Raw genomic sequence first — 14,844 nt, forward strand, 5'->3', positions numbered from 1 at the left:
ATCTGCGCCCTGTGAAATCTCCGCCCATGCCCAAGGACACGCTGACGATCACCGACAATCGGACCGGCAAGACGTACGAGGTCCCGGTCGAGAACGGATGTATCCGCACCAACGCCCTGCGCCAGATCAAGGTCTCGGACGACGACTTCGGCCTGATGGGTTACGACCCGGCGTTCCTGAATACGGCGAACTGTAAGAGCGCCATCACCTTCATCGATGGCGACAAAGGCATCCTGGAGTATCGCGGCTACCCCATCGAGCAGCTCGCGGAGAAGTCGAGCTACCTCGAGGTCGCGTACCTCCTGCTGAACGGTGAGCTGCCGACGGCCAAGGAGCTGGAGCAGTTCATCCACCTGGTCACGCACCACACCTACGTCCACGAGAACGTGAAGTCCTTCATGGACGGGTTCCGCTACGACGCGCACCCGATGTCCATGCTGGCCTCCACGGTGGCCGCGCTCTCCGGCTTCTACCCGGACGCGAAGAACACCAAGGACGAGCGCAGCCGCCGCATCCAGATCACCCGGCTCATCGCCAAGATGCCCACCATCGCCGCGTTCTCGTACCGGCACAGCATGGGCCTGCCGTACATCTACCCGGACAACGACCTGTCCTACGTCGCCAACTTCCTGGCGATGATCAAGCGCATCGGCACCACGACCTACAAGGTCCACCCGGTGCTGGAGCGCGCGCTCGACGTGCTCTTCATCCTCCACGCGGACCACGAGCAGAACTGCTCGACGACGTCCGTGCGCACGGTGGGCTCGTCCGAGGTCGACCCGTACTCCGCGGTCACCGCCGGCATCGCCGCCCTCTACGGCCCGCTGCACGGCGGCGCCAACGAGGCGGTGCTCCGCATGCTGCGTGAGATCGGCCACATCTCGAAGGTGCCGGACTTCATCAAGTCGGTGAAGAGCGGCGAGGGCGAGAAGAAGCTGATGGGCTTCGGCCACCGCGTCTACAAGTCCTACGACCCGCGCGCCAAGGTCATCAAGCGCGTGGCGGACGAGGTCTTCGACGTGACGGGCAAGAACCCGCTGCTCGAGATCGCCGTGGAGCTGGAGCGCATCGCCCTCCAGGACGAGTACTTCGTCAAGCGCAAGCTGTACCCGAACGTCGACTTCTACTCCGGCCTCATCTACGAGGCGATGGGCTTCCAGGTCGAGATGTTCCCCGTCCTCTTCGCCATCCCCCGCACGGTGGGCTGGTGCGCGCAGTGGGAGGAGATGGTCCTGGATCCCGAGCAGAAGATCGCCCGCCCCCGCCAGGTGTTCACCGGCAAGGCGCGCCGCGACTACATCCCCATGGACAAGCGCACCGGGAAGTAGTCCCGGTCGTCACCACACCCCTTTGGGCATGACCTGAGGAGGGGCGAGGAACCGGAAGGTTCCCCGCCCCTCCTTCTTTTTGGAGCGGCGGGACGGCGCCGCAGAGGGGGACGCCGTCAGCCCGCGCGCGCCGCCGCGGCCTCGTCGTAGAGCGACTCGATGAGGGCGGCGTGCTTCTGCTCCACGATCTTGCGGCGCACCTTCATCGTGGGGGTGAGTTCGCCGTCGTCCACCGTGAAGTCGCGCTCCAGCACGGCGATGCGCTTGACGGTCTCGAAGCGGGACAGCTTCGGGTTCACCTCGCGGTCGATGAGCTGTTGCAGGAACGGCCCCACGCGCGCGTCCTTCGCCAGGGCCGCCGGGTCCTCCGGCCACCCCTGTTGCCGCGCCAGGGTGCGCCCCTTCTCCGCGTCCAGCGTCACCAGCGCCACCAGGTAGTTGCGGCGGTCGCCCACCACGAGCGCGTTGCCCACGCCGGGCAGCCCCTTGAGCAGCTCCTCGATGTTGCCGGGCGCCGTCTTCTTCCCGCCGGAGGTGACGATGATCTCCTTCTTGCGGCCGGTGATGTGGAGGTAGCCCTCCCCGTCCAACTGCCCCACGTCACCGGTGTGCAGCCACCCGTCCTCCAGCAGCTCCTGCGTGGCCGCCGGGTTCTTGAAGTAGCCCTGGCACACGTTGCCGCCCTTGACGAGGATCTCCCCGTCCTCGGCGATGCGGATCTCCACGCCGATCATGGGCCGGCCCACCGTGCCCAGGTGGGTGGCGTCGCGGGTGTTCACCGTGCCGGGGCCCGACACCTCCGTCATGCCCCACACCTCGTGGATGAGGATGTCGATGGAGGCGAAGAACTCCAGCACCTCCCGGCCGATGGGCGCCGCCGCCGTGGCGAAGAACTCCACCCGGGCCATGCCGATGCGGGCCTTGAGCGGCTCGAACACCAGCCGCCGCGCCAGGTTGTACTGCGTCTCCAACAGGACGGGGATGCGCTCGTGGCGCTGGGCGCGGGCATGGAACTCCGAGGCCACGCCCCGGGCCCACTCCACCAGCCGGCGCTTCAACGGCGGCTGGGCGCGCAGCCCCTCCTCCGCCTTCACCTTGAACTTCTCCCACACCCGGGGCACGCCGAAGAAGAACGTGGGCCGGATGTCCTTCAGGTTCGCCGGCATCGCCTCCACGGAGTCCGCGAAGTACACCTGGATGCCCAGCATCAGCGGACAGTGCAGGGAGATGACCTGCTCCGCGATGTGGGACAGCGGCAGATACGAGAGGATGACGGAGTCGTCCTTGGCCACGAAGTCCACGGCCAGGATGAGCTGGCGCGCCGTCCAGGACAGGTTGTGGTGGCTGAGCATCACCCCCTTGGGGTGGCCCGTGGTGCCGGAGGTGTAGATGAGGGTGCCCAGCGCCTCCGGCTTCAGCGCGTTGATGCTGTCCCAGTAGGGCTTCTCGTCCACGTCCGTGCCGCGCTCCAGGACCTCCTCGTAGCGCACCACGCCCTCCTGGAGCGGCCCGATGGGGGCGTCCACGGCGATGATGTGCCGCAGCTTCGGCAGGCGTGCCCGCAGCGCCAGGGCCGCGCGCAGGTGCTTGTCGTGCTCCACCACCAGGACGGTGGCCTCGCAGTGCCCGAGGATGTACTCGAGCTGATCCACCGCGCTGGTGGTGTACAGACCTACCGGTACGCCTCCCAGGGCCATCGCGGCCAGGTCGGCGACGTGCCACTCCTCGCGGTTGAAGCTGATGATGCCCAGCGCCTGCCCCTCCCCGAAGCCCAGCGTCCGCAGGCCCAGGGCGAAGCGCTTCACACGCTCGGCGTACTCCTTCCAGGAGGTGGGGACGTAGGCGCGTCCCCGTCGCGTCCAGAGGGCCGGCCGATGCTCCTGCTGCGCGGCCCGCTCATGAAGGGCATGCACGACGGTCTTCGGGAGGTCCATGGGCCGCACGCTAGCGGATGTGGGGGTTGGGCCACCATGCACCCGCCCTTCCATGTCGAGGGCGTTGACATGGGGACCGGCGGCTTTGTATGCCGCGCCCGACCATGAGCATCGACTTCACCTGCCAGAAGTGCGAGGCAAGCTTCGAGCTTGACGTGCAAGACCTCATCGAGGGGACGGAGAAGATCGTCTGCCCCCACTGCGACGCGAAGGCGCCGGCCAACCTCGCGGAGGACTTCGTCGCGGCCCTCTCGGAGATGCGCGCGCAGATCGCCGTGCTCGACAAGAAGTTCGCCGTCTCCATGACGCTGGAGTCCGAGGACGTCGCCGACACGCTCGACGACGACGAGGACGAGGAGGACGACGAGGAGTCCGAGGACGAGGATGACGACCTCGACGAGGACGAGGACGAGGACGTCGAGGACGAAGAGGACTACGACGACGAGGACGAGGACGACGACCGTCGTTGACGTCCGCCTCCTTGCCCTCCGGGCAGCCGGCTCCCGGCGCCGAGGGCAACCGGGCTGGACCGCTGCCCTCCCGGCGGAATGACGGGTGCGTAGCTTAGGGGCGTGAAAATGCCCAAGCGCGCCACCTTCGTCTTCGCTCCCCTCTCGGCTCTGGTGCTGGCGCTGGGAGGGTTCCTGCTGCTTCCGGCCTTCACCTCCCCGGGAGCCATCGCCTCGGCGGTGGGCCGGGACAAGCCAGCCGGACAGCCCTGCATCACCGACCACGGGAGCGACCCCAAGGCCTGCTCCGAACTCGTGGACCTGGAGGTGAAGGACGTCATCCCGCTCATCGAGGCCCAGACGCACGCGGTGGTGCTCACCACGAAGGACCAGGAGATCGTCCTGCCCGTCTTCGTGGACGAGGCCTCCGCGGTCTCCATCGCCTTCCGGCTGGCGGAGCGCGAGCCGCCCCAGCCACTCGCCCAGGACCTGCTGGACGACGTGGTGGACCAGCTGGGCGCCAAGGTGACGGAGGTCCGCATCGACGACCTGCGCGACAACGTCTACTCGGGCCGCGTCTTCCTCGAGCAGGGCCAGAAGAAGATGAGCCTGGACGCGCGGCCCTCGGACTCCATCGCCATGGCGATGACCAGCCACGCGCGCATCCGCGTCACCCGGAAGGTGCTGACGCTGGCGGGCATCAGCCGGTCGGAGATCGAATCGCTCCAGAAGGGCGGCCCCGGCGTGGGTGGCAGCGGCCCGCCGGGCCTCATGGACGAGCCCGCCGCGCCCGGCCTCCCCCCGTCGTCCGGGGGCCAGCCTCCCTCGGATGGGGACGCGCTCGTGCTGCCTCCCGGCCACCCCAAGCCGCCCCCGCCCGAGGGCACCGGCAAGGAGATCGAGCTGTAGGCCTCCCCGGTGAGAGCCCGCGCCGAAAGGAGAAAGCCCGGCCCCCCCTCCCAGGGAAGCCGGGCTTTCTCTTTCGAACATCGAACAGCGCTGGAAGCCTGGCGCGAGACCACCCGGTGGGTTGGGTCCGCCGCGCGCCCGTGACGAAGAGTTAGTCCCGGGGGCGCGACGCTGTCAAGCCGGCCACCCGGGCGCCTAGGATGCCCGCGCATATGCGCAAGGCGAAGATCATCTGCACCCTGGGGCCCGCCTCGAGTTCGCTGGAAGTCATCGAGGGCCTCATCCGCGCCGGCATGAACGTGGCGCGGCTGAACTTCTCACACGGTACGCATGACGAACACCGCCAGCGCGTGGCCCTGCTGCGCAAGGCAGCCAGGCGTCTGAAGCAGCCCGTCGCCATCCTCCAGGACGTCCAGGGCCCGAAGATCCGCCTGGGCCGGTTCGAGGGCGGGCAGCTGACGGTGACGCCCGGCCAGAAGGTGACGGTGACGACCCGCGCCGTGCTGGGCCAGGGCGCCATCATCCCCACGCCCATCCGCTCCCTCGTGAAGGACGTGGAGCCGGGCCACGCCATCCTCCTCGACGACGGCCGGGTGCGCCTGCGCGTGCGCAAGGTGTCCGGACGCGACGTGTTGTGCGAAGTGGAGGTCGGCGGGGTCCTCAAGGACCACAAGGGACTCAACCTGCCAGGTTCCCCCATGTCCGTGGCGACGCTCACGCCCAAGGACATCGAGGACCTCGCCTTCGGGCAGGAGGTGGGTGTCGACTACGTGGCGTTGTCCTTCGTGCGTTCGGCGGACGACATCCACGCGGCGCGCGAGCACGTGGAGAAGCTCCAGACGCCGCTCATCGCGAAGATCGAAAAGCCCCAGGCGGTGGACAACCTGGAGGCCATCGCCAAGGTGGCGGACGGCATCATGGTGGCCCGGGGTGACTTGGGCGTGGAGATGCCGCTGGAGCAGCTACCCGCCATCCAGAAGCGGATGGTGCGCGTGGTGAACCAGATGGGCGGCCTGGTCATCGTGGCCACGGAGATGCTGGAGAGCATGGTGGGCAGCCCCCGGCCCACGCGCGCCGAGGTCTCCGACGTGGCCAACGCCATCCTCGACGGCGCGGACGCGGTGATGCTGTCGGGCGAGACGGCCGCGGGGCGCTACCCCGTGGACGCGGCGGCAACGATGGCGCGCATCGTCGAGGAGACCGAGCGCGGCGTGACGCGGCACCTGCACCACTCCCCCTTCGAGCGCTCGGAGGACCTGGGCACGGGCGTGGCCGCGGCGGCGGTGGCGGCGGCGACCCAACTGGATATCCACACCATCGTCGCCTACACGGAGGGCGGCCACACCGCGCGCCTCATCTCCGAGTTCCGGCCCCACGCGCGCATCATCGCCCTGACGCCGAACGAGGCGACGGTGAACAAGGTGGCCATGTACTGGGGGGTCACGGGGCTGCAGGTGCCGCGGGTGGCGTCCACGGACGCCATGCTGCGGCAGGTGCGCAAGCTGTGTCACCGCGAGCGCATCTGCGAGGTGGGCACGCCCGTGGTCATCGTCGCGGGCGTCCCGCTCAACGTGCCCGGCAACACCAACCTGATGAGCATCCACCGCGTCTGAGGTGTCGCCGCGAGGGCCGTCGTCCGGACGACGGCGGCCCCCGGGGCCTCAGAGGACCTTCTGCTCGAAGTCGTAGAGCTTCTCGACGGCGAGCTGGCGGTAGCGCTCCATGTTGAGGGCGCGGCGCGCGCACTCCCAGACGAGCTCGTCGGGGCTGCGCTCCGGCTCCTTCTTCTTGCGGCGCTTCACCTCGGCCTTGATGGCCTTCACCGCCACGCGCGGGTGGTAGCAGAAGGCCGAGGAGAACAGCAGGTGCCCACCGAACGGGATGAGGCGCGCCTCGAGGATGTCGCCCGTCTCCAGCCCGGCGATGTGGCGGCGCTCCGTCACGTCGAAGTCCTTGCCGGAGTACAGCTCGCGCAGGCGCACCAGGCCCTTGCCCAGCTTGCGGACCTCGAAGAGGCCGTGGACCGTCTCCGTGAAGCTCCGGAAGGCGTTGGACTCCTCCGGGGAGGAGCTGGCCGCCCGCTGCTCGTAGAACTCCACGGCCGGCGTCTTGCCCGCCGGGGGCGAGACGCGGTCGTAGAGGTAGAAGTCGAGGAACGACGCCATGCGCAGCTCGAAGAGCTTGTCGTCCTCGAAGACCTCGCCCGTCAGGCGGAAGTACTCCGCCTTCGCGTCGAGGAGGTCCGCCTTCCGCGAGTCCGCGCTGCCAAAGGCGATGAGCTGGTCCAGGTACGGCTGGTAGGAGAGCGGTGACAGCGGGGAGTCCATAGGGGCCAGGTCATCCTACCCCGCCATCAGCTTCGCGAAGCGACCGAAGAGATAGCGCGCGTCATGCGGGCCCGGAGAGGCCTCGGGGTGGTACTGCACGCTGAAGGCCCGAGCGTCCGGGACGGCCAGGCCCTCCACCGTGCCGTCGTTGAGGTTGATGTGCGTCACGACGGCCTTGCCCTTGAGGCTGGCGTCGTCCACGGCGAAGCCGTGGTTCTGCGCGGTGATCTCCACCTTGCCCGTGGTGAGGTCCTTGACGGGCTGGTTGCCGCCGCGGTGGCCGAACTTCATCTTGTACGTCCGGCCGCCCAGCGCCAGGGCCATGATCTGGTGCCCCAGGCAGATGCCGAACACCGGCACCTTGCCCAGCAGCGCCGCCACGGTGCGGTCCGCGCCCTTCACCGCCGCCGGGTCGCCCGGGCCGTTGGCCAGGAAGACGCCGTGGGGCTTGCGCGCCAGGACCTCGTCCGCAGTGGTGTGGGACGGCACCACCGTGACGCGGCAGCCCACGTCGACCAGGAAGTGCAGCATCGACTTCTTCAGGCCGTAGTCGTACGCGACCACGTCGAAGCGGGGGTCGCCCTTGGGGTGCACCTCCCCCAGCCCGGTGAAGACGTCCGGCGAGGGCGCGGTGAAGGTGTACGGCGCCTTCGTCGACACGCCGGTGGCCAGGTCCAGGCCCTCCATTCCGGGGGCGGACCGCGCGCGCTCGACCAGCGCGGGCGCGGAGTGGCCCTCGCTGGAGATGACGCCCGTCTGCGCGCCGTGGGTGCGCAGGTGGCGCACCAGGCGGCGCGTGTCGAGGCCCTCGATGCCCGCGACGTTGTTTCGCTTGAGGTACGCGTCGAGCGACTCGCGCGCGCGCCAGTTGGAGGGCAGGTCGGTGAGGGAGCGGACGACCATCCCCACCGCGTGCACCTTGCCCGCCTCCTCGTCCTCCGGTGTCGCCCCGACGTTGCCCATCTCCGGGTACGACATGGTGACGATCTGCCCGACGTACGAGGGGTCCGTGAGGATCTCCTGGTAGCCGTACATGGACGTGTTGAAGACCACCTCACCCACCGTCTCGCCGACCGCGCCGAAGGCGCGACCCTCGAACGTGGTGCCATCCGCCAGGGCGAGCACTGCCCGCTTCGTCATCACCGCGACTCCTTCACCTGACCGTCGGCATACACCTTCCGGCCAGAAACCCAGGTCTGCACCACACGTCCCTTCTGCCTACGGCCATGGAAGGGGGTATTCCGGCTGCGGGAATAGAACCGGTGGGCATCCACCGTCCACTCCTCGATGGGGTCCACCACCGTGACGTCCCCCGGGGCCCCCGGGGCCAGGTGACCGCCCGGCAGCCCGAAGGCCTGGGCGGGACCGTGCGTCAGGAGCGCCACCGCGCGCTGCTCGGTGAGCACGCCCGCGTGGACCAGCTCCAGCGTCAACCCGAGCGCCGTCTCCAACCCGACGATGCCGTTGATCCCCTTCTCGAACTCGACCTGCTTGTCCAGCACGCCGTGGGGCGCGTGGTCCGTGGCGATGGCGTCCACCGTCCCGTCCGCCAGCGCCTCGCGCAGGGCCTCCACGTCGCGGTCGGCGCGCAGGGGCGGCGCCATCTTCGCGTGCGTGTCGTAGTCCCCCACCGCCCGGTCATCCAGGATGACGTGGTGGGGCGTCGCCTCGGCGGTGACGTTCAGGCCCCGGCGCTTCGCCTCGCGGATGAGGCGCACGCTGCCCTCGCAGGACACGTGGGCGATGTGCAGCCGGCCCTTCGTCTCCTCCAGCAGCACCAGGTCGCGCGCCACCATGGCCACCTCCGCGGACGCGGGGATGCCTCGCAGGCCCAGGCGCGTGGCCGTGGGCCCCTCGTGCATGGCGCCCCCGGCGGACAGGGTGAGGTCCTCCTCGTGCACCATCACGGGCACGCCGAAGAGCGTGGCGTACTGGAGGGCGCGGCGCATCAGCGCGGCGCTCATCACCGGGCGGCCGTCGTCGGTGATGGCCACGCAGCCGGCGGAGATGAGCTCGCCCGTCTCCGCCAGCTCCTCGCCCTTGAGGCCCTTGGTGATGGCCCCGGCCGGGTACACGTGGCAGAGGTTGGCGGCGCGCGCGCGCGACAGCACCAGCTCCGTGACGAGCCCGCTGTCGTTGACCACCTTGGTGTTCGGCATCGCCACCACGGCGGTGAACCCGCCGGCCACCGCGGCGCGGCACCCGGTGAGGACGGTCTCCTTCCCCTCCTCGCCCGGCTCGCGCAGGTGGACGTGCAGGTCGATGAAGCCCGGCAGCACCCAGCGCCCCGCGGCCTCCACCACCTCGGCGCCCGCGGGCACGGGCAGCGGCGCCTCGGAGACCTCCGCCACCTTGCCGTCCTTCACCAGGACGTCGCGCACGCCGTCCACGCCGTTGCGCGGGTCGATGACGCGCCCGCGCCGGAAGAGCACCGTGCCGCTCATGACGTACACACCTCGAGGATGGCCCGCCGCACGGCGACGCCGTTGGACACCTGCTCCAGGATGACGCTGCGCGGCCCGTCCGCCACCGACGGCGCCAGCTCCAGCCCCCGGTTGATGGGGCCTGGGTGCATCACCAGCGCCTCCGGCTTCATCCGCTCCTCGCGCGCCGCGGTGAGCCCGAACAGCCGCGAGTACTCCTTCGTCGACGGCAGGAACGCCTCGGTCTGCCGCTCCAGTTGCAGGCGCAGGCACATCACCGCGTCCGCCTGCGCCAGCACCGCGTCCAGGTTGGACGTCACCTCCGCGCCCAGCGACTCCAGCCCCGTGGGCAGCAGCGTGGGGGGCCCACAGAAGACCACCCGCGCGCCCAACTCCTTGAGGCACCAGAGGTTGGAGCGGGCGACGCGGCTGTGGAGGATGTCGCCGACGATGAGCACCGTGCGGCCCTCGAGGCTGCCCCAGCGCTGGCGCAGCGTGAAGGCGTCCAGCAGGGCCTGCGAGGGGTGCTCGTGGGTGCCATCCCCGGCGTTGATGACCGCGCAGCGCACGTGCTTCGCCACCAGGTGGGGCGCGCCGGAGGACTTGTGGCGCATGACGATGGCCACCGGCCCCGTCGCCTCGATGTTGCGCGCGGTGTCCAGGAGCGTCTCGCCCTTGGACGTCGAGGAGCCGGAGGGGCTCCAGTTGAGGACCCCCGCGCCCAGGCCCCGGGCGGCCATGTGGAACGAGGTGCGCGTCCGGGTGGAGTCCTCGAAGAAGAGGTTCGCCACCACCTTCCCGCGAAGGGTGTGGGTGACGTCGGGTCCACCGGGCAGGTGGACGCGCGCTCTGTCGAGCAGTGCCTCCAGCTCGTCCCGGCGCCAGCCTTCGATTCCGAGGAGGTGTCTCATGGCCGGGGGCGCCGCGTACCCCGGGCCGTGCGGCGCGTCAAGCACCGTCCGCGACGAGGCGGCCCGCTCGCCCACCAGGTGTGTGTCAGCGGACCGGCTCGAAGAAGCGATCCACCCGGAGGCCGGTGCCACCGAACACGCCGTGGAGCAGCCCCTGGTAGCCCAGCGACATCCACACCACCATCGCCTTGCCCTTGATGTGGCCGTAGGGCACGAACTGCGCGCGGTTGTAACCGCCCGGGCCGCCCAGGCCATGCCGGCTGTCGGAGCTGTTGTCACGGTTGTCACCGAGCACGAAGACGTGCCCCGGCGGCACGACGTAGGGCCCCTCGTGACGGGGCGTGCGCTCGGACATCTGGAGCACGGCGTGGGAGACGCCGGACAGGTCCTCCTCGAAGAGGGCCTCCTGCTGGTCGAACCAGTCCCCGCCCTCGACCAGGTTGTGGACGGTGAAGCGCGGGTCGACGCTCCGGCGCGCCTGCACCTGGCCGTTGATGGAGACGACGCCGTCGTTCAGCTCCACCACGTCCCCGGGCACGCCCACCACGCGCTTGATGAGGTCCTTCGACTCGTCGACGGGGTTGTTGAAGACGACGACGTCCCCTCGCGTCGGCGCGCGCACGAGGACGAACGGCACCACGTTCAGGAACGGGAGGCGCACGCCATAGATGAACTTGTTGACCAGGACGTGGTCGCCGATCTCCAGCGTGGGCAGCATGGAGCCGGACGGAATCCGGTAGGGCTCCACCGCGGCGGTCCGGAAGGCCAGGGCGAAGAGCAGCAGCTTCACGATGCCCCCCACCGAGTCCCACGTCGTCTGCTTGCGGAAGGCCCCCAGGTGCTGTGCCGTCAGGTCCTCGAGCGCCTTGAGCTCGCGCCGCAGCGCCTCTGCCTCCCCCGCCACGCAGGCCCCCTCCACGCGCAGGGCCTGCTCGGCGAGGCGCGCGGGTGTCCCCGCCTCCAGCTTCGCCTGGACCTGGGGCTTGCGCAGCAGCCGGTCGCCCTCCTCCAGCAGCTCGCCCGCCTCGTAGCGCAGCGGGCGCAGCGCCCGCTCCTTCGCGGACAGGTTGCGGAAGACGAGCAGCGCCAGGAAGTACGCCACCATCACCAGGCCGAAGCCCTTCATCGCCGGCTGGGCCCACGCCGCCGCCGGGGGGGCGTACTGGACGACGAGGGTGTAGGGGACGCAGGCCAGCGCGACGAGGACGGGCGGTGTCCACAGGCTGGTGAGGCGCTCCCGCCACGCCAGGAGGCGGCGCGCGCGCGCCTGCTCGGGCGTCCGCTGCTGCGCCATGGCGGCGGCGAGGGTCGTGGGGAGCGGGGCGGAAGGGCTGGCTGCGGTCATGGGCGACGGCTCCGTCCTGACACCCCGAGGAGCCTCATCCTCGCCCCCCGGCGGCGTCGAGCCCCACCATAACCCGGGACGCGCCGCGACAGTCCCGGACGTCGCGCCTCAGCGCACCGGCTCGAAGAAGCGGTCCACCCGCAGGCCGGTGCCGCCGAACAGCCCATGCAGCAGGCCGTGGTAGCCCAGCGACAGCCACACCACCATCGCCTTGCCCTTGATGTGGCCGTACGGCACGAACTCCGTCTGGTTGTTGCCGGTGATGCCGAAGCCGTGGCGGCTGTCCGCGCTGTTGTCGCGGTTGTCGCCCATGACGAAGACCTGCCCGGGGGGCACCACGTAGGGCCCCTCGTGGCGCGGCATCCGGGAGAGCGTCTGGAGGGCGGCATGCGACACGCCCGACAGGTCCTCCTCGTAGAGGGTCTCCTGCTGGTCGAACCACACGCCGTTGTCGGTGATGTTGTGGACGATGAACTCGGACGAGACGCGCTCGCGGGGCTGCATCTTGCCGTTGATGTAGACCACGCCCTCGAACAGCTCGACGGTGTCGCCCGGCAGGCCGACCACGCGCTTGATGTAGTCCTTGGACTCGTCGACCGGGTTGTTGAAGACGATGACGTCGCCGCGCGCCGGCCGCCGGACGAGGACGAACGGCACCACGTTCATGAACGGGATGCGCACCCCGTAGATGAACTTGTTGACGAAGACCTGGTCGCCGATCTCCAGCGTGGGGAGCATGGACCCGGACGGAATCCGGTACGGCTCCACGATGAAGGTGCGGATGACGAGCGCCACCAGCAGCGCCTTGCCGAACCCGCCCACGAAGTCCATGACGGAGCGCTTGCGGAAGGCGCCCAGGTGCTGCGCCGTCAGGGCCTCCAGCCCCTTGAGCTCCGCGCGCAGCGTGTCCGCGTCGCCGGCCACCGACGCGTTCTCCACGCGCAGGGCCTGCTCGGCGATCTGCTCGGACACGCCCGGCTGGAGCCGCCCCATGCCCTGCACCTTGCGCAGCAGGGCCTCGTCCTCGGAGATGAGCTCGTGCGCCTCCTGCCTGAGCGGGCGCAGCGCCTTCTCCTTCGCGGACACGTTGCGGAAGACGAGCAGCACCAGGAAGAACGCCACCATCACCAGGCCCAGGCCCTTCATCACGGGCTGGGCCCACGACGCGGCGGCCGGGGCGTACTCGATGAGCAGCGTGTAGGGGATGAAGGCCAGGCCGATGATGCACAGCGGGGCCCACAGGCTGGTGAGCATCTCCCGCCACACCAGCTTGCGGCGCGCGCGCAGCTGGTCCGGCGTGCGGCGGGCGGCCATCACCGAGGAGAGCTTCACGGCGGGAGGGGCGGAGGGGCTGGCCGCGCTCATGGGCTCACTGCTCCGTCTTGAGGACCGCGAGGAAGGCCTCCTGCGGAATCTCCACCGTGCCCACCTGCTTCATGCGCTTCTTGCCCTCCTTCTGCTTCTCGAGGAGCTTGCGCTTGCGGCTGATGTCGCCGCCGTAGCACTTGGCGAGCACGTTCTTGCGCATGGCGGAGATCGTCTCGCGCGCGATGATCTTCGCGCCGATGGCCGCCTGGATGGCCACCTCGTACATCTGCTTCGGGATGACCTCCTTGAGCTTCTGGCACACCTCGCGACCGCGCAGGTACGCGCGCTCGCGGTGCACGATGACGCTCAGCGCGTCCACCGGGTCCCCGTTGATGAGGATGTCCAGGCGGGCCAGGTCCGCCTCCTGGTAGCCGGACAGCTCGTAGTCGAGGCTGGCGTAGCCACGCGACACGCTCTTGAGCTTGTCGAAGAAGTCGAAGACGACCTCCGCCAGCGGCATCTCGTACGTCACCTGCACGCGCTGGCCGCTGCTGCCCAGGTACTTCATGTCCTTCTGCACGCCGCGGCGCTCCTGGCACAGCTTCAGGATGGCGCCCAGGTGGTCGTTGGGGACGTGGATGTGACAGGTGAGGATGGGCTCCTCGAACTTCTCGATGTTCTGCACCGGCGGCAGCTTGGCCGGGTTGTCCACGAGCTGGACCTCGCCCTTGCTCGTGGTGATCCGGTACACCACGCTCGGCGCGGTGGTGATGAGATCCAGGTTGTACTCGCGCTCCAGGCGCTCCTGGACGATCTCCATGTGCAGGAGGCCCAGGTAGCCGCAGCGGAAGCCGAAGCCCAGCGCCGTGGACGACTCGGGCTCGTACGTGAAGGCGGAGTCGTTGAGCTTCAGCTTCGCCAGCGCGTCACGCAGGTTCTCGTACTCGGCGGAGTCCACCGGGAAGATGCCGGAGAACACCATCGGCTTGACTTCCTGGAACCCCGGGAACGGCTCTTCCGTGGGGCGCAGCTCCTCGGTGACGGTGTCACCGACCTTGGCGTCCTGCAGCTCCTTGATGTTGGCGACGAGCACGCCCACCTCGCCCGCCATGAGCTGCGTCACCGGGCGCGAGAACGGGCTGAACACACCCAGCTCCTGCACCTCGAAGACCTTGTTGTTGCTCCACAGCTTGATCTTCTGCTTGAGCTTCAGCGTGCCCTCGAGCACGCGCACCAGCGTCACCACGCCCCGGTAGTTGTCGTACCAGGAGTCGAAGATGAGGGCCTTGAGCGGCGCGTCCGGCGAGCCGCTCGGGGGCGGCACGCGCTGCACCACCGACTCGAGGATCTCGTGGATGCCGATGCCCTCCTTCGCGGAGGCCGGCACCGCCACGGACGCGTCGATGCCGATGACGTCCTCGATCTCCGCGCGGGTGCGCGCCACGTCCGCGCTGGGCAGGTCGATCTTGTTGATGACCGGGATGATCTCCAGGTCGTGGTCCAGCGCCATGTAGACGTTGGCCAGCGTCTGGGCCTCCACGCCCTGCGACGCGTCCACCACCAGCAGCGCCCCCTCGCACGCGGCCAGGCTGCGGCTCACCTCGTAGGCGAAGTCCACGTGTCCCGGCGTGTCGATGAGGTTCAGGACGTACTGCTTGCCGTCCTTCGCCGTGTAGTTCATCCGCACGGACTGGGCCTTGATGGTGATGCCCCGCTCGCGCTCGATGTCCATGTTGTCGAGGAACTGGGCCTGCGCCTCGCGCTTGCTCAGCGTCCCCGTCTTGTCGAGGAGGCGGTCGGCCAGCGTCGACTTCCCATGGTCGATATGGGCGATGATGCAGAAGTTGCGGATGTGCGCGTTTTCAGCCGGCATGTTCGGAGCGCTCGTCGGAAGAAGCGGGCGTGACTAA

At 69.4% G+C, this 14,844-nt stretch carries 12 protein-coding genes; 4 read left to right on the forward strand and 8 right to left on the reverse strand.

Annotated elements, in window-relative coordinates; genetic code table 11:
- Positions 1-26 precede the first annotated feature (26 nt).
- Entirely contained in the window at positions 27-1,328 is a 1,302-nt protein-coding gene (locus tag LZ198_RS11980; RefSeq protein WP_253972050.1) for a citrate synthase, read from the forward strand.
- 116 nt (positions 1,329-1,444) lie between these two features.
- Here LZ198_RS11980 and LZ198_RS11985 read toward each other — a convergent pair whose 3' ends face one another.
- Positions 1,445-3,262 carry an AMP-dependent synthetase/ligase gene (locus LZ198_RS11985; protein ID WP_253972051.1) on the reverse strand — a complete coding sequence of 606 codons (1,818 nt, stop codon included), beginning with the start codon at positions 3,260-3,262 and terminating at the stop codon, positions 1,445-1,447.
- Between the two features lie 89 nt (positions 3,263-3,351).
- Between LZ198_RS11985 and LZ198_RS11990 the strand changes: the two genes are divergently transcribed.
- From LZ198_RS11990 to pyk, 3 genes are all read left to right on the forward strand, one after another.
- Positions 3,352-3,732, forward strand: coding sequence for a hypothetical protein (locus LZ198_RS11990; RefSeq protein ID WP_253972052.1), 381 nt, complete (start codon positions 3,352-3,354; stop codon positions 3,730-3,732).
- Between the two features lie 102 nt (positions 3,733-3,834).
- Complete coding sequence (locus LZ198_RS11995) at positions 3,835-4,620, forward strand: bifunctional nuclease family protein (RefSeq protein WP_407667410.1); 786 nt, start codon at positions 3,835-3,837, stop codon at positions 4,618-4,620.
- 212 nt (positions 4,621-4,832) lie between these two features.
- Complete coding sequence (gene pyk, locus LZ198_RS12000; RefSeq protein ID WP_253972054.1) at positions 4,833-6,233, forward strand: pyruvate kinase; 1,401 nt, start codon at positions 4,833-4,835, stop codon at positions 6,231-6,233.
- Between the two features lie 48 nt (positions 6,234-6,281).
- On the opposite strand, the gene LZ198_RS12005 is transcribed toward pyk, so the two are convergent.
- From LZ198_RS12005 to lepA, 7 genes are all read right to left on the reverse strand, one after another.
- A complete protein-coding gene (locus LZ198_RS12005; RefSeq protein WP_253972055.1) occupies positions 6,282-6,947 on the reverse strand; it encodes a hypothetical protein in 666 nt (221 codons plus the stop codon).
- 15 nt (positions 6,948-6,962) lie between these two features.
- On the reverse strand, positions 6,963-8,087 hold the full coding sequence (gene carA / locus LZ198_RS12010; RefSeq protein ID WP_253972056.1) for a glutamine-hydrolyzing carbamoyl-phosphate synthase small subunit: 1,125 nt from the start codon (positions 8,085-8,087) through the stop codon (positions 6,963-6,965).
- Complete coding sequence (locus tag LZ198_RS12015) at positions 8,087-9,391, reverse strand: dihydroorotase (RefSeq protein WP_253972057.1); 1,305 nt, start codon at positions 9,389-9,391, stop codon at positions 8,087-8,089. Before LZ198_RS12015 ends, carA begins: the two co-directional genes overlap by 1 nt.
- Positions 9,388-10,281: an aspartate carbamoyltransferase catalytic subunit gene (locus LZ198_RS12020; protein WP_253972058.1), complete on the reverse strand. Its 894-nt coding sequence runs from the start codon at positions 10,279-10,281 to the stop codon at positions 9,388-9,390. The genes LZ198_RS12015 and LZ198_RS12020 overlap by 4 nt, the downstream gene beginning before the upstream one ends.
- 85 nt (positions 10,282-10,366) lie before the next feature.
- On the reverse strand, positions 10,367-11,626 hold the full coding sequence (lepB, locus tag LZ198_RS12025) for a signal peptidase I (protein WP_253972059.1): 1,260 nt from the start codon (positions 11,624-11,626) through the stop codon (positions 10,367-10,369).
- Between the two features lie 108 nt (positions 11,627-11,734).
- Positions 11,735-12,991: a signal peptidase I gene (lepB, locus tag LZ198_RS12030; protein ID WP_253972060.1), complete on the reverse strand. Its 1,257-nt coding sequence runs from the start codon at positions 12,989-12,991 to the stop codon at positions 11,735-11,737.
- Between the two features lie 4 nt (positions 12,992-12,995).
- The gene (gene lepA / locus LZ198_RS12035) at positions 12,996-14,807 is read right to left on the reverse strand and encodes a translation elongation factor 4 (RefSeq protein ID WP_253972061.1); all 1,812 of its coding nucleotides are present in this window, start codon (positions 14,805-14,807) and stop codon (positions 12,996-12,998) included.
- Between the last annotated feature and the right edge of the window lie 37 nt (positions 14,808-14,844).

This window comes from Myxococcus dinghuensis (assembly GCF_024198235.1).
GTDB lineage: Bacteria > Myxococcota > Myxococcia > Myxococcales > Myxococcaceae > Myxococcus > Myxococcus dinghuensis.

Bases quoted from the DNA above. Each gene is read 5' to 3' on its own strand.
- LZ198_RS11980 (WP_253972050.1), top strand. From the start codon at position 27: ATGCCCAAGGACACGCTGACGATCACCGACAATCGGACCGGCAAGACG.
- LZ198_RS11985 (WP_253972051.1), bottom strand. From the start codon at position 3,262: ATGGACCTCCCGAAGACCGTCGTGCATGCCCTTCATGAGCGGGCCGCG.
- LZ198_RS11990 (WP_253972052.1), top strand. From the start codon at position 3,352: ATGCCGCGCCCGACCATGAGCATCGACTTCACCTGCCAGAAGTGCGAG.
- pyk (WP_253972054.1), top strand. From the start codon at position 4,833: ATGCGCAAGGCGAAGATCATCTGCACCCTGGGGCCCGCCTCGAGTTCG.
- LZ198_RS12005 (WP_253972055.1), bottom strand. From the start codon at position 6,947: ATGGACTCCCCGCTGTCACCGCTCTCCTACCAGCCGTACCTGGACCAG.
- carA (WP_253972056.1), bottom strand. From the start codon at position 8,087: ATGACGAAGCGGGCAGTGCTCGCCCTGGCGGATGGCACCACGTTCGAG.
- LZ198_RS12015 (WP_253972057.1), bottom strand. From the start codon at position 9,391: ATGAGCGGCACGGTGCTCTTCCGGCGCGGGCGCGTCATCGACCCGCGC.
- LZ198_RS12020 (WP_253972058.1), bottom strand. From the start codon at position 10,281: ATGAGACACCTCCTCGGAATCGAAGGCTGGCGCCGGGACGAGCTGGAG.
- lepB (WP_253972059.1), bottom strand. From the start codon at position 11,626: ATGACCGCAGCCAGCCCTTCCGCCCCGCTCCCCACGACCCTCGCCGCC.
- lepB (WP_253972060.1), bottom strand. From the start codon at position 12,991: ATGAGCGCGGCCAGCCCCTCCGCCCCTCCCGCCGTGAAGCTCTCCTCG.
- lepA (WP_253972061.1), bottom strand. From the start codon at position 14,807: ATGCCGGCTGAAAACGCGCACATCCGCAACTTCTGCATCATCGCCCAT.